18 protein-coding genes are annotated in these 18479 nt (G+C 53.4%); all 18 read left to right on the forward strand.

The features are described from left to right. The 18 genes from HMPREF9334_RS01710 to ligA all read left to right on the forward strand — a co-directional run bounded on the left by HMPREF9334_RS01710 (nucleotide 1) and on the right by ligA (nucleotide 18475). Nucleotides 1-588, forward strand: coding sequence for a DUF1833 family protein (locus HMPREF9334_RS01710; protein ID WP_006691783.1), 588 nt, complete (start codon nucleotides 1-3; stop codon nucleotides 586-588). 4 nt (nucleotides 589-592) lie between these two features. Continuing rightward, nucleotides 593-982 (forward strand): C40 family peptidase, encoded by a 390-nt coding sequence (locus HMPREF9334_RS01715; RefSeq protein WP_006691784.1) that lies wholly within the window; start codon nucleotides 593-595, stop codon nucleotides 980-982. Continuing rightward, complete coding sequence (gpJ, locus tag HMPREF9334_RS01720; RefSeq protein WP_039957109.1) at nucleotides 979-4845, forward strand: TipJ family phage tail tip protein; 3867 nt, start codon at nucleotides 979-981, stop codon at nucleotides 4843-4845. Before HMPREF9334_RS01715 ends, gpJ begins: the two co-directional genes overlap by 4 nt. After that, the gene (locus tag HMPREF9334_RS01725) at nucleotides 4845-5123 is read left to right on the forward strand and encodes a hypothetical protein (RefSeq protein WP_039957111.1); all 279 of its coding nucleotides are present in this window, start codon (nucleotides 4845-4847) and stop codon (nucleotides 5121-5123) included. The genes gpJ and HMPREF9334_RS01725 overlap by 1 nt, the downstream gene beginning before the upstream one ends. Nucleotide 5124: 1 nt before the next feature. Beyond that, complete coding sequence (locus HMPREF9334_RS01730) at nucleotides 5125-5865, forward strand: hypothetical protein (protein ID WP_006691786.1); 741 nt, start codon at nucleotides 5125-5127, stop codon at nucleotides 5863-5865. Between the two features lie 14 nt (nucleotides 5866-5879). After that, nucleotides 5880-6086, forward strand: coding sequence for a hypothetical protein (locus HMPREF9334_RS01735; RefSeq protein ID WP_006691787.1), 207 nt, complete (start codon nucleotides 5880-5882; stop codon nucleotides 6084-6086). Nucleotides 6087-6150: 64 nt separating this feature from the next. Then, nucleotides 6151-6402, forward strand: coding sequence for a hypothetical protein (locus HMPREF9334_RS01740; RefSeq protein WP_039957112.1), 252 nt, complete (start codon nucleotides 6151-6153; stop codon nucleotides 6400-6402). Between the two features lie 5 nt (nucleotides 6403-6407). Then, a complete protein-coding gene (locus HMPREF9334_RS12090; RefSeq protein ID WP_006691789.1) occupies nucleotides 6408-6575 on the forward strand; it encodes a hypothetical protein in 168 nt (55 codons plus the stop codon). After that, on the forward strand, nucleotides 6576-7214 hold the full coding sequence (locus HMPREF9334_RS01750; protein ID WP_006691790.1) for an N-acetylmuramoyl-L-alanine amidase: 639 nt from the start codon (nucleotides 6576-6578) through the stop codon (nucleotides 7212-7214). A 14-nt stretch (nucleotides 7215-7228) separates the two neighbouring features. Beyond that, nucleotides 7229-7519, forward strand: a complete 291-nt coding sequence (locus HMPREF9334_RS01755) for a hypothetical protein (protein WP_006691791.1) — start codon at nucleotides 7229-7231, stop codon at nucleotides 7517-7519. A gap of 223 nt (nucleotides 7520-7742) precedes the next feature. Continuing rightward, entirely contained in the window at nucleotides 7743-8645 is a 903-nt protein-coding gene (gene ylqF / locus HMPREF9334_RS01760; RefSeq protein ID WP_006691792.1) for a ribosome biogenesis GTPase YlqF, read from the forward strand. Nucleotides 8646-8650: 5 nt separating this feature from the next. Then, nucleotides 8651-9415, forward strand: a complete 765-nt coding sequence (locus HMPREF9334_RS01765; RefSeq protein ID WP_006691793.1) for a ribonuclease HII — start codon at nucleotides 8651-8653, stop codon at nucleotides 9413-9415. A gap of 26 nt (nucleotides 9416-9441) precedes the next feature. Then, nucleotides 9442-11571, forward strand: a complete 2130-nt coding sequence (locus HMPREF9334_RS01770) for a hypothetical protein (RefSeq protein WP_006691794.1) — start codon at nucleotides 9442-9444, stop codon at nucleotides 11569-11571. A gap of 91 nt (nucleotides 11572-11662) precedes the next feature. Then, entirely contained in the window at nucleotides 11663-11989 is a 327-nt protein-coding gene (locus tag HMPREF9334_RS01775) for an EscU/YscU/HrcU family type III secretion system export apparatus switch protein (RefSeq protein WP_006691795.1), read from the forward strand. After that, the gene (locus tag HMPREF9334_RS01780) at nucleotides 11986-12342 is read left to right on the forward strand and encodes a YraN family protein (RefSeq protein WP_006691796.1); all 357 of its coding nucleotides are present in this window, start codon (nucleotides 11986-11988) and stop codon (nucleotides 12340-12342) included. The genes HMPREF9334_RS01775 and HMPREF9334_RS01780 overlap by 4 nt, the downstream gene beginning before the upstream one ends. A gap of 137 nt (nucleotides 12343-12479) precedes the next feature. Further along, entirely contained in the window at nucleotides 12480-14126 is a 1647-nt protein-coding gene (locus HMPREF9334_RS01785) for a putative manganese-dependent inorganic diphosphatase (protein WP_006691797.1), read from the forward strand. A gap of 79 nt (nucleotides 14127-14205) precedes the next feature. Then, nucleotides 14206-16446 (forward strand): DNA helicase PcrA, encoded by a 2241-nt coding sequence (pcrA, locus tag HMPREF9334_RS01790; protein WP_006691798.1) that lies wholly within the window; start codon nucleotides 14206-14208, stop codon nucleotides 16444-16446. 7 nt (nucleotides 16447-16453) lie between these two features. Beyond that, on the forward strand, nucleotides 16454-18475 hold the full coding sequence (gene ligA, locus HMPREF9334_RS01795; protein WP_006691799.1) for an NAD-dependent DNA ligase LigA: 2022 nt from the start codon (nucleotides 16454-16456) through the stop codon (nucleotides 18473-18475). Nucleotides 18476-18479 lie beyond the last annotated feature (4 nt).

An 18479-nucleotide genomic window follows, 5' to 3' on the forward strand; every position in this document is an offset into this window, starting at 1 on the left:
ATGAATCATTTTTCCAAGATCGCGACGCTTGAAAAAAACAAACTTTCGACGGATGCGCCGTTTTTGATTTTGGTACAAGTGAATCATACGGCGCTCATCGAACCGATTTATCTCGTGCGCAACACCGAGGATGTTGTTTGGAAGGGGAAGACGTGGACGGCATTCCCAATGGAGCTGGATAACTACGAAGAAGATGGGAAGACATTGCCGTCTCTGAATCTGAAAATCAGCTCGGGCGGCGGGCTGCTCACAACATACTTACAAAAGTACGACGGACTCGTAGACGCAAGGGCGAGCCTCTACATTGTGAATGCAAAGCTCTTGGATGTTCCGGAGCCTGAAATGGAGCTTGCCTTTATTGTTAATTCTGCAAACTATGACGAACAATGGATTTCTTTCACACTGGGGGCATCTCCGGAGATTGCGGATAGATTTCCGGCGTGGCGTTATCTTACGGATTTTTGCCCGTTTGTTTGCGGTGATATTCGATGCGGCTATCTGGGTGCGAAGCAGTGCAGGAATAACCTGGAATCCTGCCTTATCCCGGAACGATTCGGAGGAGAGCCGGGTATTCAAGAAGGGAGGTGATTACATGAAATACGATGATCTGATTGGAACACCGTTCATCGATGGCGGGCGCGACAAAGAAACAGGGCTTGACTGTTGGGGGCTGGCGCGCGAGATGTTCCGGCGTCAGGGCATTGACGTGCCGGACTATCACATCAGCGCCATGCGTACGGCAGAGATTGCACAAGAAATGAACGCAGAGGAAATGGACTGGCTGCGTCTGGATGAGCCGGAAGAAGGCTGCCTTGTCCTGCTGCGCCTTGATGCTGGAGTCTGGGCGAATCATGTGGGCATCTGTCTTGGTGATGGGAGATTCATTCACGCGTACAGTTCGGCGGGAACGTGCATTGACCGCTTGGCACGATGGCGGTCGCGGATTGTCGGATTCTACAGACCAAAGGAGGCGAGACGATGATACAGATTGTGATGGTGGAAAATCCCTTCGAGATGAAAAAGGAAATCCACTCCGGATGCTACAATCAGGGGAACGTCTGCGCCTACGTGGATCCGACGGCGAAGGATATATACCTAAACGGTGTATTGGTCGAAGACGTGGAGCATACATATCCACAAGACGGCGCGCAGCTCATTGTCATGCCGCACATCGAGGGCGGCGGATTGAAAAAAGTGTTGGGATTCGTGGCGATGATCGCCTTGACCATGTATGCGGGGAGTATTGCGGGCGGTCTTTGGAGAGGCGCGCTTGGGAGTGCGTTTGCAGGCGGTACGGTTGGAGCGACACTGGCATCCGGCGCGGTCATGTTTCTTGGTGGTAAAATCATCAACTCTATCTTCCCGCAACAAACACCGAATATGAGCTGGATGAGCGAGCAGGAAACGAGCCGTTCCTATGGCTGGGATATTCCTACACCGACAGCGATGGCGGGGCAAGTCGTAGGAGAGACCTACGGCGAATGTCTGCCCGCGCCGCAGCTTTTGGAGGCGCACGTCGAGACCATCGGAGATAAGCAATATTTAAACCTGCTCTACTCTGGCGGCTACGGTCCCGTCGACTCCATCGACAACATACGCATTGATTATACGGATATCAGCGTTTTTAGCGGTGTGGAGCTCGAGACGCGCCTTGGCACGAATGACCAAACGCCAATTTCGTTTTTCAAGAATACACCGCTCGATCAGTCCGTCGGCGTGGAGCTTGTGAAAGGATCCTCGGTCGTTCGAACGAGCAACAGTAAGAGAGCCTCCAAACTTGAGGTTACGCTTGAATGGCCGGGCGGCTTGTACCACATCAACGATGAGGGCGGGTATGAAAACGCAACAGTCAAATTCATACTGAAGTACCGCCGGGGCAAAGATGATGCGTGGCATAATTTCAAACATCAAGGAAACACAGAATCTGAGTATAGTGTGACGATGGCGACGGCGGACGCCGTGCGCAGGACTTTTTCTGTAGAAGGATTGGAGCCGGGGCAATACGATGTGCAGGTCACGCTGACAGAACGTCCGACAACGACACGATATCAGACGATGACACAATGGACGATCATGACATCCTACACAGACGGCGTATACAGCCGCCCGAACAAGGTGCTTGTCGGGCTGCGGATTCTTGCGACCAATCAGCTTTCGAGCGGGATTCCATCGGTCAACTGGCGTCAGAAAAGAAAGACGGTGCATGTATGGGATCCTGTTGCAGGAGAATATGTCGAAAAGGCAGCGGATAATCCGATCTGGGCGGCGTATGACATCCTGCACCATTGCCGCAAGTTGAAAAACATCCATACGGGCATGTATGAATTCGTCGCCGATGGTGTCGCAAAAGAATCTTTAGGCGCATACTGGGAGGAATGGGTATCGGCTGCAGCCTATGCGGATGAAGAAATCCTTAATCAGGACGGGGAAAAAGAGCCGCGCTTCCGCTTTGACGCCATCTTCGATACCGCGCAAAAACGCATGACCGCTGCACAGAAGGCGGCGAACATCGGTCATGCCGTCATTATCCCGCACGGTCGGAACTATGGCGTTGTCGTAGATCGTCCCGGTACAATGACACAGATTTTCGGTGAGGGCCGGACGACCGTCTCGACCGTCAAGGGATCCTTTTCCTCGAAGGAGGATAGAGCGAGGGCAATTGAAGTCACCTATAACGATGGGGAGAACGACTTCAAGAATACGGTCATGACGATACGCTCGCCGAACTACAACAAGGACAGCGCATGGACGGACAATACAGCGCCGCTTTCGCTCTTTGGTGTCAGGCGACGCTCGCAGGCGTATCGCGAAGCTATTACAGCGCTTGCGACCAATGAGCGGCAAGTGCAGACCGTCACACTCTCGGCGGATATTGACGCAATCGTCGCCGAATACGGGGACATTGTCGGATTCAACCATGCTGTCAGCCGCATCGGCATCGCGTCCGGGCGCATCGTCACGGCAACGAAATCGACAGTCACGCTGGACAGGGAGGTGGAAATCAGCGCCGCGAAGACGTATGAGCTATACATCCAGACGGCAGCCGACACGCTCATCAAGCGCAAGATTGCAGCCCGTGACTACAAAGGCGACACACTGCTCCTAGAAACGCCGTTTGACGATGACCGGATCCCGGAGCTGCATGACAACTACGCATTTGGCGAGACGAACAAGGCGGTCAAGCCGTTCCGCATCGTCGGCGCGGCACGGAACGGCGACATGCTCGTAGACCTGACGCTTGCCGAATACGATGAGGCGATGTATGCGACGGAACTTGACTATGCCAAATATCCCGAAGTGGACTATACGGATACATCCGAAACAGCGAACGTTCTGACCGTTGTTGCGACGGAGAGAAGCTACGAGGCAGGCGACGCCGCCGTTGTAGATGTTTTTGTCAAATGGACGATGAGTAAGTCCGGAAGAAGTCCAGACGGTTACATCGTTGAGCTTTCCGGGCGAAGCGGTGACTATAGCGACCAAAACCGCACGGAAAAGACAAGCTACACATTTCACAACGTCAAGCAGGGCGAGACGTACGACATTACGGTAAAATGCGTGTTTGGTGAAATCACCATAGGTGGCGCGGCAACCATGCTCAAGGTCAGCGCCGGCACGAAAGCGCCGACGGTAAAGCCGGACGCGCCGCAGAAGCTAAATGTCGTCATGGGACGGACGGTCAAAGTATTTTGGAACGAAGTGACCAATACACATATCGCTTGCTACGAACTGAGGACAAATGCAGACAAGGGGAAGACCGAAGGACTGCTGCTGCAAACGAAAGACATACAAGCGTCCGTTGAGTTGAAAAATCGAAAAGGGACGCTCTACCTGTTTGCCAAAAACCGTATAGGTCAATACAGCGACCCTGCAAAGATTGATTATGAAAAGACCGTGCCGCGCGCGCCGAAATGGCTGAATGTTGCGGGTAAGATGGGTGCCGTTGCCATTACAACAGAAGCCGTCCCGAACGATTGCATCGGCGTGGTTGCGAAACTCAAAGGCGTGAGCACGCCGGAGAGGACCGTCAAGTCGGAATCGCCGGACATGCTGATCGCGGCGGAAGCGGACATCTATGCCGTGAAAGTTGCCTTTTATGATCAATTCGGTGAGGGCGCGGAATCCGCACAGCAAGACGTGGCAGTCAAAGCAAAGATTGACAAGGCAGACATCGAGAACCTTTCCATCGTCTCGGCTGATCTCGATGCGGTACTTGCGAAGCAGCTGCAGGACATGCAGACGGACGCGGCATCTGCCAAACAGACAGCAGGTGAGGCAAAGACAACGGCGAATAGCGCCAACACAGCGGCGGGTGCAGCGCAGACCACCGCGAATGCGGCGAACACAAAGGGCGATAACGCCATCAAATCCGCGAACGACGCGAAGAATACCGCTGCTGCTGCACAGAAAACGGCGAATGATGTAGTCGTACGTGTCAAGGCGACGCAGGACAGTGTCACCTCCATCGTCGCCAAGCTCTCTGGCAACCCGCAGACATCGGGATACAGTGCCATCACGCAGATCTATAGCGGACTGCAACTCAAGGTGGACAAGAACGGTGTCGTCTCAGCGATCAACGTCGCGCCGGGCGGTGTGCGCATCGACGGGAAAGTCCTGCACGTCACCGGCGCGACACAATTTGACAACAATATCATAGCGAATCGTATGATACAGGCGAGGGCAATCACAGCGGATAAGCTCAATGTCGGCAGTCTGTCGGCGATATCGGCAGACATCGGATTGTTACGAACGCGTACAAGCGGTGAACGTGTCGAGATGGAGAACAACCAGATACGTGTGTACGATGCAAATAATAAACTGCGTGTGCGAATGGGGGTATGGTGATGGGCGTAGGACTGCAGGTGTTTGGGGAGAGTGGTGAGATAAAGCTCGACCTTACCAAACGACTGCCAAAGATTATTGGCACAAAAGAAATAACAGGGAGCGGGGAAATTCGATTTGATCAGTATCCAGGCATGAAGCCTTGGTATTTAACAGGCGGAAGACTTGATGCTGCTGAGGAGGGAAAGACGCCATTTTTGAAAATTGATAACATAAATCGGCGCATTATCTGGGGCGATCTTGGTAATAAAACGCGAAGCATCCTTTACGGAGTATATTGATATGGCGAAATACTTTGAAGCAGTCAATCCGAACAACGAGTCCATTGTGATCGATGATACATTTATGTGTCTGGAGCTTCGCGGCGTTTTTCCGCTTTCGGATTTTCGCCGATATCCAGGAGACACATATCACAATCCCTATTATGAACAAAAGCATAACCTAGGAGGGGACATTCTTTGGGGATTTGGCTTGAATGGGCTTGCGGGGAAATCATTTTGCCCAGAGATTATGCCATATTTAGGCAGCGTGTCCGTCTATTTTCGCAATCCAAACGCAGGAAATTTTCACAAAGATAAAATTCTACGGGACGATATTACCACATCAGCAAAACTATATGCATTTTCTCTGGACGCGCGATCCCCAACAGAACATATGGCAGGCCTGGAGGTTTATAATGATCTCGGGGAAGTCGTATATTCATCTGCCTACGGGCATTTGCATGTGTTAGCGTGTGGCTGCGAAAATGAGGTTACTATTTCTCATAACGGATCACCTGTAGTGTTTGTTTTGGGGAAAGATATCTCGTATGACTACCACGTATCCCACAAAAAGGGCATTGTCGGCGCAGAGTATGCAATGTATCCACAAATTACTGTGGGAGATAATAGTGTCTCGATCAAAAAAATCACAAAAATGATCGCATATGCCGGCAGTATAAATGATGTTAAGAAAGACCCGAAGTATAAACACTATCGGGGTTCATGGCTTGCTTTTGGATGGCTAGTCGGTGAGGTTATCTAACATAGGAGGACAAAATGAAAAAGAAGTACATCGTCAATGGGAAGATCACCTACCCACAGGGGGACAGCACTCTCACGAACTTCACATTCACAAACGTGGAGACGGGCGAGATGTTCAGCCTTGCGACAACAGATCAGACGGAGGCGGACGAAATCACCTACGGCGATCACGTTGTCATCGAGGTGAAGAAGGATCCTGACCCGCCGAAGGTGCGGGAGTAGTAGCGGTCAAAGAGGCGTGCATCATACGGTGTACGCCTTTTGCATGTCTGGAAAGGATGAGCCTATGGCAAGAGGAGAACTATTCGCCGAACTTGAGGGAATCAAGGCGCAGATCAAGGCACTCGCGGAGAGTCTGCCGATGGGGCGCGACCAACTCTATGCGATCAACGAGCGTATCGCCCGCCTCGAGGAAAGCACCAAATCCGCACATCATCGTCTGGATGAATTCAAGCATGACGTGTGCTGGACAATCGGTGTATCGACAACCATTGTCGGTATGTTCGCGAGCGTCTTGACGTGGGCGCTTGGGAGGTGAGCAACGTGAAACAGGAGCGGCTTCCTCCGGTCGATTGGATGGTCGGGACAGGACTTGTCATCGTGGCAGTCCTGTCCGTTTTTTATGGGACGCCCGAGCTTTCGAGCAACGTCACATCGGGACTGATCGGATTTCTCGGGCGGTCGGTAATCAGTAAGAAAGGAGCAAGATAAATGGCACATGTACTTCATCCGTCGCAGATGCGGCGCGTATCGCCCGCAGAACTTGAGAGCCTCGCCATGTACTACCGTGAAGCAATCGCCGACGCAGCGCGGAAACAGGGGCGTGAGACGAAATTGTACCTTCACTGGTCTGCCGGACACTACGGGCAGTTTTGGGATGATTATCACGTCCAGATCGACAGGGACGGCGAGATCTACGTCATCGCTGATGGGGAACTGGATGACATTCTGGCGGCAACCTACTGCCGCAACAGCGGCAGTGTAAGCATCTGCCTCCTTGGCTGTGTGGGAGCAACAACCAACAACCTCGGACAGGAGTCGCCAACGCCGCTGCAGATCGAGGGTATGGCAAAGGCAGTCGCGGCACTCTGTAACGGTCTCTGGCTGACCATCGACAAGCAGCGTGTACTCACGCACGGTGAGGCGGCGGACAATGAGGATGGCATCTGCCCGCACGACCCGTACGGCCCAAAGTCGACGTGTGAGCGTTGGGATCTCGAATACCTCGGTACGATGGAGAGCCCAAAATACCACCCGTGGGCAGAGGACGGCGGACGCGGCGGTGACGTGCTGCGTGGAAAAGCTAATTGGTACCGTAAGTATTGGCAGGAGAGCGGCGGCACGCCGTGAAAGGAGATTACATCATGAGCAAGTGGACAGACATCCGTGACAACATCGTCAAGGAACTCAACGTCGAGCAGGTAACGGAGGAGGCCAAGCAGCGGATCACACGCGCTATCCTCGCCGAGGGCTTGCCGCTGATCGAGCAGAGCGTCGATAAGTTCGTAGCGCAGATCAAGGAGCAGGCAAAGGATGAGCACGGCTGGTGCTACTGGCGCGATGCGGTCGTCCTGCCCGCAGTCATGCAGGGCTCTGTGTGGCTTATCAAGATGGTGCTTGATAAGTCGCTGGCACCGACGGTCAAGACTGTGTGAGACAATAACATAGAGGTGTTCACTGCCCCGGAGCTACGGCTCTGGGGCTTATTTTTGTTGTCTCCCTTTTTGCATTCTCGTCTCCCATTTGTCTCCCGTTTATGGGTTTTTATCTTAAAATATGATATAGTATTGATAATGATGGATTATGATTTTCTCGTGCTATACATATCCGTATGCTGATAAACTCCAGTAAAATCAACATCTGAGAGGAATACACATAATGATTGATAATGACAACGTAATCGACATCCCGAGCCTGCAATGGTACCCGGGGCATATGCGGAAGGCAGAGCGGCTGGTTAAGGAGAATCTGAAGCTGGTAGATGTGGTCGTCGAACTGCTTGATGCGCGGATTCCGATGAGCTCGGCGAATCCCGTGCTGCGCGAAATTGTCGGTGATAAACCGCGCGTTATTGTACTCAATAAGGCAGATCTTGCGGATGAGGCGGCGACACGTGCATGGGTGAAATACTTCGCTGCAGGAGGGATTTCGGCGGTTCCAGTGGATGCGGTCAAAGGACGCGGTGTCAAGGAGCTCGTACAGGCGATTGCAAAATGTGCAAAACCGAAAACGGACAAGCTCGTTCAGCATGGGGCGAAGGCGCGTGCTGCACGCTGCATGATTCTCGGCATTCCGAACGTGGGAAAATCATCGCTCATCAACCGACTGTCAGGTGGGGCAAAGACGAAGGTGGAGAATCGTCCCGGCGTCACTCGTGCAAAACAGTGGATTCGTCTCGGTGCACAGCTGGAACTGCTCGATATGCCGGGGATACTCTGGCCGAAGTTCGAGGATCGGCAGGCTGCACTTCACCTTGCCTTCACGGGGGCAATCAACGACAATGTCTACGATGTGGCGAGCGTTGTTCTCCTTCTTCTCGATACGCTTCGCACAAAGTATCCTGTCTACCTCAAGGATCGCTATCGACTGGAGGGGGAGGTTCCAAGCGGCGTAGAGCTGCTTGAGGAAATCGGACGAAAACGCGGCTGTCTGCGTGCGGGCGGCAGGGTCGATGATGAGAAGGCACAGCAGATTGTATTGACAGATTTTCGTTGCGGGCGACTCGGGTGCGTTACACTGGATGCGCTTCCGTCCAAAGATTCCGCAGAGGACACGCGGTAAAGGAAATGACAAATTTGACGATAAAAGAAATAGAGAACATATTTCTTCATGGCGATGTGACAGATGACTTGATTGAATCCTGTCGAAGGGATGCAAGGAAATCTGTGCAGACCATTCTGCGCCGCTACGAGCGTACACAACGGGAGCGGGAGCGTCTTGATGCGATGTATGTATATGAGCGTGCCGCCGTCGCGGCGGGGCACACGCTTGTTGCAGGTGTGGATGAGGCGGGGCGCGGCCCTCTTGCGGGTCCTGTGGCCGTTGCCGCTGTCATCCTGCCGCATGAGGCACATCTGCCCCGGATCAATGACTCTAAAAAGCTGTCCCCCGCCGTGCGCGAAGAACTCTTTGCACAGATTTCCGATATTGCCATATCCTATCATGTTGCACTGATCGATGCGGATACCATCGATTGCATGAACATTCTTCAGGCGACGAGGATGGGGATGTACGAGGCAATCGCAGCCCTCACGCCCGCCCCCGATGAGGTCTTGATCGATGCCGTGCAGCTGCCGAAACTCTCTATGCCGTCGCAGTCCATCATCAAGGGGGATGCAAAGTCAGCGTCGATTGCTGCAGCATCGATTTTGGCGAAGGTGACACGCGATCGACTGATGGACGAGTACGACTTCACATATCCGAATTACGGCTTTGCAAAGCATAAGGGGTATGGGACACGTGAACATGTCGAGGCGATCCGAACATACGGTGTATGTCCTCTTCACCGCAAATCCTTTGAGCCGATCCGCTCCATACTGAACAATATATAACAGAAAAGGCTGTGAATACCGTGTCGATGGAAGCAAATACTACAACAGCATCTCCCGTCATTCCTGCCGCCTCGCAGATCTCGCAGGGGAGAACGACTGAGAGCGTACAAAACCGCGGAGATCAGGGCGATTCGTCCGCCGCATTCAGTCAACGCACGAATGTCTCGATTGAAACAGCCATCGACCACATGGCAGATGTCCTATCGAAGATCAACGGACGCCAGCAGACGAATGTTCAGCAGATGCCGCAGGAGCTCAAGGAAGTTATCCAGAATATGATTCGGCAGTCCTTTTCCCTTGAGACAACCCTTGGTCAGGGACTTGGAAGCACAGCAGCCAGTCAGCGCTTTTCGACCGATCAGCTGACAACACTCTCCCGTATGCTCAATCAGCTCGGGACGATGTCCGAGGAAGGCAGTGCACCACAGGTGAGTGATGATCTTGCATCCCTCCTCACGGGTCTGAAGACGGCTCTTTCCAAGGAGGCGGGTGGAACATTTGAACCGATCATGCTGACAAAGGCGGCGTTTCAGCTGCTCGATACGGGGAATGCGGAACTTCTTCCAAAAGATTTGCAGACATTTCTCGCCCAACTGAACGCCCAAGGATCTGCTTCCGCCTCCGGCAATGCGGGGGCGAATTCGCTGACCTTCCTGAATCAGCTGGTTCAGCTCCTGATGCCGCGTGGTACGGAAAATACAGCACAGCAAATGCCGCAACCTACAGCGGTGCAGGAGGGTATGGCACAGCCCACAGCGCAAAATTCAGCCGGAGGGCAAGAGGGACGCACGTCTTCGTCAACGCCAAATACATCATCTGCTGTGCCCGAAGAGACAACACCTGAACAGCAAATGCTCCGCACACAGACCCCTGTATCGACAACGAATGCAGGGGCAAAAGAGAGCACCACAGCGACACAGCGGCAACCAGCTGGTATGCCGCTGGAAAATACAGGAAAAGCCCCGCAGCCCCCTGCACAAACGAACTCCTCCACGCCGCAGAGCACACCCCCCGCTGCAAATGAGGTGGGAATTGCACAGAAAGCCGCAGCCGGCGAAGCACCTCAAGGGATAAATGCCCCCGAACGTGTGCAAACTCCTGCTCCTTCCACAGGAAACACACAAAACGCAGCACAGAACGCAAAGGAAACGACAATGCCTCTGCCACGACAAGGCGAGTCACAAACTCCTGTGGAAAACAGACCTGCTCCAGACACCGGCACAAAAACGCCAACCAACACAGAGGCACAGACACAGGCTGCGAAGTCAAATCCGCAAGGGGAGACCGCCGCACAGTCCGTACGTCCGCAGGGAGGACAAGCAGCAGAACTGCCAACTGCCCCAAATACTCCTGCACACAGTGCAGCGCAAATGAAGACCCCTGAGATGCAGAGTACGATTCCGCGATTCTTCACGCAGACGATGGAGAATACGCCGCAGACGATGAACGTCCTGCGGAATCTTGCACAGACGCTGCTGCAGAACGAGAATTTGAGCCAGAAGGAGGCTCTGCTGCTGCAAAACTTTGTCAGTGGTCGCGGTCAAACACTGAGTGAGGGAGATGCAAAGCAACTGCAGCAGCTCATTCAGCTGACCCAGCAGAACATTCCCGGTACGGTTCGTCAGGCGGCGTTTGAGCAGCAGATGCCGGATCTTCCACGCCTTTGGGCGTTTATGCAGATGGCAGATATCGTAAAGACACGCAAAATGACAGCGGAGCAGTACAAGCGTGCAGGCAGGGATGTCGCGGCTCTTGCACTCACCATGCGCAACGCGCTTGAGGGTGAGAATGCTGCGCCGCAGCCTGGACAGCGCTCGATGAACTTTGTCATGCCGCTCTTTATGGGAGCGTCCGAATATCCCGCCTATATCCATGTTTACGATGAGACAAAAAAAGACGAGGAGACAGATCTCATAAAAAAGGAGACATGGCTTCGCATCTGTGTGCTCACGGACAACATTGGAACGGTGGAGCTCATCAACCGTATCTACGAGGAGAATCATGTGGATATGCGGCTCTATTTCTCGGATGCTGATGCCGCGTGGGAGTTCCGTCATGTACTCGACGAGATACGAGAGTCGGCAGACGGAACATCGCTTGTCATCGAGGGCATCCAGATCGGGGCAATCGGCGAGCGTCGTTTCTTCACAAATTGATAACACTGAAAATATTCGTTCTTTCTTGACGTGAAATGAACAGAAAACGTATAATACAGAAGTATGACTAGGGCACAAGGATGGGTGAGAGATGACGGAACAATGGGATAAGGACACTTCACCTGTCGAGGATGGGACGGTCGAGCAGGAGGCACGCGCCGTTGCGATCAAATACGATGTCAAGAACGACAAGGCACCGCGCGTTACGGCGAAAGGACGTTCGCTCGTTGCCGACCGCATATTGGCGGAGGCACGCAAGAATGGTATTCCCGTCTATCAGAACAAGTCCCTCGTCAATATGTTGATGGCACTTGAGATCGACCGCGAGATTCCGCCAGAACTCTATCGGACGATTGCAGAGGTACTTGCACATGTCTATCGCATCGACCGTCATGCGGGCGAACGGAGACCGTCATGAACAACAAGCACCTCGGTGACCGGGGTGAATCCTGTGCAGAAGAATACTTGCGGCGGCAGGGCTATCGTATTCTCATGCGCAATTATCGTACGAAGATCGGCGAGATTGACCTCATTGCGGACGATCACGGCACGCTCGTCTTTATCGAGGTGAAAACGCGCAGCAGTGTGCGCTACGGGGTGCCTGCCGAAGCCGTGAATTACAAAAAGAGGCAGAAGATCATACAGACGGCATATTGGTATTTATACGAACAGCGCAGGGAAAACACCATCTGCCGCTTTGATGTCCTCGAGGTATATGCCATCGGTGACAGTTGGAACGTACATCAGATCAAAGGTGCTTTCGAAACATAATTTTCGTATGATGGCGCAGCTTAGCGGAACTCGCGTCATCTTTTTTATTTTTGCAAAAATTGAATCATATCCACGAGTATGGTATAATGGAAATCAAAGTATGCGGCATGTGGAGGCCGCGATAGGGAGGTATCATTTTGAATGTTGCAAAACCGATTTATGTCATCGGGCATCGCAATCCGGATACAGACTCCATCTGTTCCGCAGTCGGATATGCACATCTAAAACAAGCGATGGGTGTCAATGCCGTTGCTGCACGCGCCGGAAAGTTGAATAAGGAAACGAAGTTTGTCCTTGAGTATTTCCATGTGGAACAGCCACTTCTCATTCCCGATCTTTACCCACGCGTCAAAGATATTGCGATGGACTGCAAAATTGTCGTTCGTCAGCACGACACACTTCGCAACCTCGGCGAGGTGCTGCGTGAGAACGATCTGCGTTCCATCCCTGTGACAGACAGCAAGGGAATTCTTGTCGGCATTGTTTCCGTCAGCGATCTGGCAAAGCGTTATTTCCAGGAGCTCGGCATGACGAATCTCTCGGATATGCGCGTCCGCTATCGTGACATCATCCGCGCGACGGACAGCAATGTACTCGTCTCGGGAGAAGAGGGCGAGACAATCAAGGGTCAGATTCGTATTGCTGCCGGCAGTGTTGAGACGATCCACAAGCTCATCAAGGAAAATGACATCGTTCTTGTCGGCGACCGCCGTACAGAGACGATTCTCGCCTGCATCCGGCAAGGCATCTCATGTCTCATTATGACAGGAGACGGACGCGTTCCTGCGGAGGCTCTGGAGGAGGCGGAGGCGCGCGGCACCTTTGTCCTGTCAACGCCATACGATACCTATACAGTGGCGCGTCTCATCAATCAGTGCGTACCGGTTCGGCGTATCATGCACGATAATCCCGTCTGCTTCAAGCCACTCGATCTTCTCTCCGACATCAAGGGAACGATGGAGGAGACGAATTTCCGCAACTATCCCGTCCTCGAGAACGGGCGCATTGTCGGTCTTGTCAGCCGTGACCGTCTCGTTGTCTCAGAGCCGGCGCAGGTCATCCTCGTGGATCACAACGAGCGCAATCAAGCAGTCGAGGGCATCGAGGAAGCGAAAATCGTCGAGATCATCGATCACCATCGCTTCGGCGGCATCAGCACGAGCGAGCCAATCTACACGCACGCTGAGCCGGTTGGGTGCACCGCGACCATTGTCTCTAATATGCATTGGCAGAACGACATCGACATTCCTCCTTCGATTGCAGGTCTTCTACTATCTGCGATCATCTCGGATACCGTGCTCTTCAAGTCACCGACCTGCACGCCGAAGGATAAGAAGGCGGCCGAACGCCTTGCGGATATTGCAAATGTTGATCTCAATGCCTATGGCCTTGAGATGCTCAAGGCAGGCTCAAGCATCGGCAATATGTCGCCGATGGAGATTGTGCGCAACGACCTCAAGGAGTTCACGATTGGAGCATACCGTGTTGTCGTGAGCCAGACCTCCGTCATGGATACAAAGGAAATCATGGCGAAGGAGGACGAGCTGCTCGCCGCGATGAAGACCATCTGTGATACAGAAGGCTTCGATCTGAGTCTCGTCATGATTACAGACATCCTCGAGGAGGCGACCTATCTGCTCTTCACGGGGTCGCCACGCACGCTCATCGGTGAGGCGTTCCGCAAGGATACGAGTGGAACTCATCTCTATCTGCCCGGCGTCATGTCGCGCAAGAAGCAGATCATCCCGCCGCTCTCGGAGGCGGTCAAGCGCATCAAGACGTAAGGTGCATCCGATATAATAACGGCAGGGGCGGAGTTTGCCATAGCGGCGGCCCCGCCTTTCTTCATTGGAAGGAGTTTTCATGGATTTGTTTCAGGGGCTGAACGAGCCGCAGCAGAGAGCCGTAGCCTGTCTTGAGGGACCTCTCCTCATTGTGGCAGGCGCAGGCTCCGGCAAGACACGCGTGCTGACCTTCCGCATTGCAAACCTCTTGGAGCACGGTGTTCCGCCGTACCGCATTCTTGCCATTACATTTACGAATAAAGCCGCACGCGAAATGCGTGACCGTGTCGACACGTTGATAGGTGAATCTGCGCATGGTGTATGGCTGAGCACATTCCACTCCTTCTGTGCCCGATTCCTCCGCATGGAGATCGAACACCTCGGCACCTATGCGAAAAACTTCGTCATCTATGATGCTTCCGATAGCAAAAGTCTGATCCGCGAGTGCCTCAAGGAGCTGAATATTGACGAGAAACACACGGCTCCGGGGGCTGTGCAGTCGCATATCTCGGACGCAAAAAACCGTTTGCTCGATGTCAAGGCATTCACGGCACAGGCGACAGATTTCTTTGGCGAGCAGGTGGCGAAGATCTATGAGCTCTACCAGTCAAAACTGCGTGCAAACAATGCACTCGATTTCGATGACCTTTTGATGCTGACGGTGGAACTGCTCTCGAACAACGCGGAGATCCGCGAAAAGTACCAGAAGAAATTTCAGTACATCCTCGTGGACGAATATCAGGACACAAACGGTGCACAGTACGCGATCACGAAGCTGCTTGCCGCAGGACATCGCAATATCTGCGTCGTCGGTGACGCGGATCAGTCCATCTACGGCTGGCGCGGTGCGGATATGCGAAATATCCTGAACTTTGAGCGTGACTATCCCGAGGCGACCGTGATCCTGCTCGAACAAAACTACCGCTCAACAAAGAATATCCTTGCTGCGGCAAATGCCGTCATTGAAAACAATCTGACACGCAAGAAAAAAGATCTCTGGACAGATAATCCCACGGGCGATCCAATCACAGTCTATGAAGGCGGTACGGAGAAGAACGAAGCCGCGTTCATCGTGCGTGAGGTGGAGCGTCTGCACACCATGTTCAATACGAAGTATGGCGATATCGCCGTGCTCTATCGGACAAATGCGCAGTCCCGCAACATTGAGGAAGCCTTTTATGCAACGGGCATTCCATATGCTATGGTAGGCTCCGTACGGTTCTATGACCGCCGTGAGATCAAGGATATCATTGCGTATCTGCGCGTGATCTACAATCCGCGCGACACGCTGAGTCTCCTGCGTATCATCAATGTGCCTAAACGCGGGCTCGGACAGACCACGCTCGGACGTATGATGGAGAAAGCGGCAGAATATCGCCTTTCCCTCTTTGAGCTCATTACAGATATGCAGCTGCTCGACACGATTCCAAAGTTGTCGGCAAAGGTGAAATTTGAACTTGAGGATTTTTCCGCGCTTGTATTTACATACATGGGACAGCTGGGAACGCGACCACTGCACGAGATTGTCGAGGATATCATTGAGGAGTCCGGCTATGCCGCAGCTCTTGAGGACGATCCGAAGGAGGACAATCGCGACCGCCTTGAGAATCTGCGCGAGTTTATCAGCGTGGCAAAGAACTTCGAGGACGGTGCAGAGGAAGGGCAGAACGGACTGGAGGACTTCCTCGCCCAGATTTCACTCATCTCCGATGTGGATGAGACAGAGCAGTCTGAGGGAAATGTGACCCTCATGACCTTCCATGCGGCAAAGGGATTGGAGTTCCCGACCGTATTCATGGCGGGCATGGAGGAAGGGCTGTTTCCACATTCGCGTACGCTGCTCGACGATACGGAGATCGAGGAGGAGCGGCGCACCTGCTATGTCGGTATCACGCGTGCCGAACGACGGCTTTATCTGACCTATGCACGTCAGCGGACGATCTACGGACGAACGGAGATGTCGCGTCCATCACGCTTCCTTGCCGAGATCCCGGAGGAGCTACTTGAACGCAAGACAGCAGATGTCTATGCAGAAGCAGGTGTGCGGGGACGTGCCGATGTCTGGGGGCGTGGTTCCTCGGGGGGACGCCGCTCCTATCTGCCGCCGCCGCCACAGCATACGGCAGAGGATGGGAGTGTCATCCGCCCCGATACCGCAGCCAAGTTCACGGCGGGGGATGCCGTGCGCCACAGCAAGTGGGGAGACGGACGCATCGTTGCCATCAGCGGTGAGGGAGAGGATGCAGAGCTCACGATTGCATTCCCGGGGGAAGGAATCAAGAAGTTTGTGCAGAAATATGCACCAATTTTGAAGCTATGAGGGAAACATGAGCGATATCAAGGAAATCAAGAGCGAGCTCACGGAGCTGCGGAAGAAGATCCGCAAGTATTCCAAGCAGTACTATGATGAAAATGCGTCCGACATTTCGGATTATGAGTTCGATCTGCTCATGCAGCGGCTCAAGGCGATCGAGGCAGAGTACCCCGAGCTCATCACAAAGAATTCACCGACGCAGAAGGTGGGTGGAACTGCACAGCGTGAGGTGGGGGTACTCGTTCCGCATGATGTTCCGATGCTTTCGCTCCAAGATGTGTTCAACGAGACGGAGATTCGCGCATTCGTTACAGGTGTGCTTACACAGTTTCCATCGGCAGAGTTTGTCGTGGAAGAAAAAATCGACGGTTTGTCTCTCGCCCTACGGTATGAGAACGGCATCCTTGCGCGCGCGATTACACGCGGCGACGGAGTCGTGCAGGGGGAGGATGTCACGCTGAACGCACGCGCTATTGACGACGTTGTAGAGACTCTGCATGATTCTATTCCATATTTTGAAGTGCGCGGAGAGGTCTATATGGAACGCGCGGCATTCGCAGAGGTCAACGAACGGCAGGAACTGCTTGGTCTGAAAATGTTTGCAAATCCACGCAACTGTGCCGCAGGAACACTGCGTCAGCTGGATGCACGCGTAACAAAGGAGCGAAAGCTCTCGATGTTCGTATTCAACTTGCAGCGTGCAGAGGGGCATACCTTTGTCTCACATACCGATGCCTATGATTTTATGCGTGCACAGGCCATCAAGATCATTGCGAACTATAAGGTCTGCCATACAGCGGATGAAGTCTGGAACGCAATCACCTCAATTGGTGCACGGCGCGGGGAACTACCCTACGACATTGACGGTGCCGTCGTTAAGGTCAACGACTTTGCGCAGCGTGCAGAACTCGGTGCAACGGCAAAGGCGCCGCGCTGGGCGATTGCCTACAAATATCCGCCCGAGGAAAAGGAGACGATTCTCCGCGATATTGAGCTGTCCGTCGGACGGACAGGGCGCATTACGCCGACGGCAGTGTTCGATCCCGTGCAGCTCTGCGGTACACGCGTCGAGCGAGCGACCCTGCACAATCAGGACTATATTGACAGTCTGGATGTACGTCTCGGCGACACGATTCTCGTCTACAAATCGGGGGAGATCATCCCACGCGTCAAAGCAGTGGTGACAGACAAACGTCCGCAGGATGCGCAACCCTATGTGATTTCTGATGTATGCCCTGTCTGTGGCTCTCATGCCGTACGCGAGGCGGATACGGCAGATATGAAGTGTCAGAATCCCGCCTGCCCCGCGCAGGTGGAGAACCACATCCTGAACTTTGTCGGCCGTAACGCAATGGATATCAAGGGATTTGGAGAATCAGCGATCATTGCACTGACACGCGCAGGTTATCTGCATGATGTTGCAGATATATACGCACTGCATTTACATCGGGATGAACTCATCTCATCAGGGCTGATTGGACGGGAAAAGAGTGTCGATAACCGCCTTGCTGCCATTGAGGCAAGCAAGGCAAATACACCGGATCGCCTCCTCACGGGGCTGGGGATCTCGGGCATCGGGCGCGCGGCAGCACTCTCACTCATGCAGGCATTCCCGTCCATTGATGTCTTGCAGGATGCAGCATGCTCAGATCCCGAAAAAATCCGAGCCGTTCCCGACATGGGAGAAATCAGCGTGCTGAAACTCACGGAGTTCTTCACCTCAGAAACGGGGCAGGCATTGCTCGACAAATTCCGTGCTGCGGGCGTGAACTTTGCGAGTACCCCGATGGAACGCGCAGGTGCGGCACTGGACGGCAAATCTTTTGTCATTACGGGTACGCTTCCGACGCTTTCCCGCGAGGAGTGTGCCGCTCTGATTACGTCGCATGGCGGTACGGTAAAAGGTTCTGTATCGAAGAAAACCGACTATCTCGTCGCAGGCGAAGCAGCAGGGAGCAAGCTGCAAAAGGCGGAAGATCTCGGCATTCCGATCTTGGATGAAGATGAACTTAGGTCTATGATTGCGGAAAAGTAAAGGA

The organism is Centipeda infelix ATCC 43532 (assembly GCF_000234095.1).
Classification (GTDB): Bacteria; Bacillota; Negativicutes; order Selenomonadales; family Selenomonadaceae; genus Centipeda; species Centipeda infelix.

Bases quoted from the DNA above. Each gene is read 5' to 3' on its own strand.
- HMPREF9334_RS01710 (WP_006691783.1), top strand. From the start codon at position 1: ATGAATCATTTTTCCAAGATCGCGACGCTTGAAAAAAACAAACTTTCG.
- HMPREF9334_RS01715 (WP_006691784.1), top strand. From the start codon at position 593: ATGAAATACGATGATCTGATTGGAACACCGTTCATCGATGGCGGGCGC.
- gpJ (WP_039957109.1), top strand. From the start codon at position 979: ATGATACAGATTGTGATGGTGGAAAATCCCTTCGAGATGAAAAAGGAA.
- HMPREF9334_RS01725 (WP_039957111.1), top strand. From the start codon at position 4,845: ATGGGCGTAGGACTGCAGGTGTTTGGGGAGAGTGGTGAGATAAAGCTC.
- HMPREF9334_RS01730 (WP_006691786.1), top strand. From the start codon at position 5,125: ATGGCGAAATACTTTGAAGCAGTCAATCCGAACAACGAGTCCATTGTG.
- HMPREF9334_RS01735 (WP_006691787.1), top strand. From the start codon at position 5,880: ATGAAAAAGAAGTACATCGTCAATGGGAAGATCACCTACCCACAGGGG.
- HMPREF9334_RS01740 (WP_039957112.1), top strand. From the start codon at position 6,151: ATGGCAAGAGGAGAACTATTCGCCGAACTTGAGGGAATCAAGGCGCAG.
- HMPREF9334_RS01750 (WP_006691790.1), top strand. From the start codon at position 6,576: ATGGCACATGTACTTCATCCGTCGCAGATGCGGCGCGTATCGCCCGCA.
- HMPREF9334_RS01755 (WP_006691791.1), top strand. From the start codon at position 7,229: ATGAGCAAGTGGACAGACATCCGTGACAACATCGTCAAGGAACTCAAC.
- ylqF (WP_006691792.1), top strand. From the start codon at position 7,743: ATGATTGATAATGACAACGTAATCGACATCCCGAGCCTGCAATGGTAC.
- HMPREF9334_RS01765 (WP_006691793.1), top strand. From the start codon at position 8,651: ATGACAAATTTGACGATAAAAGAAATAGAGAACATATTTCTTCATGGC.
- HMPREF9334_RS01770 (WP_006691794.1), top strand. From the start codon at position 9,442: ATGGAAGCAAATACTACAACAGCATCTCCCGTCATTCCTGCCGCCTCG.
- HMPREF9334_RS01775 (WP_006691795.1), top strand. From the start codon at position 11,663: ATGACGGAACAATGGGATAAGGACACTTCACCTGTCGAGGATGGGACG.
- HMPREF9334_RS01780 (WP_006691796.1), top strand. From the start codon at position 11,986: ATGAACAACAAGCACCTCGGTGACCGGGGTGAATCCTGTGCAGAAGAA.
- pcrA (WP_006691798.1), top strand. From the start codon at position 14,206: ATGGATTTGTTTCAGGGGCTGAACGAGCCGCAGCAGAGAGCCGTAGCC.
- ligA (WP_006691799.1), top strand. From the start codon at position 16,454: ATGAGCGATATCAAGGAAATCAAGAGCGAGCTCACGGAGCTGCGGAAG.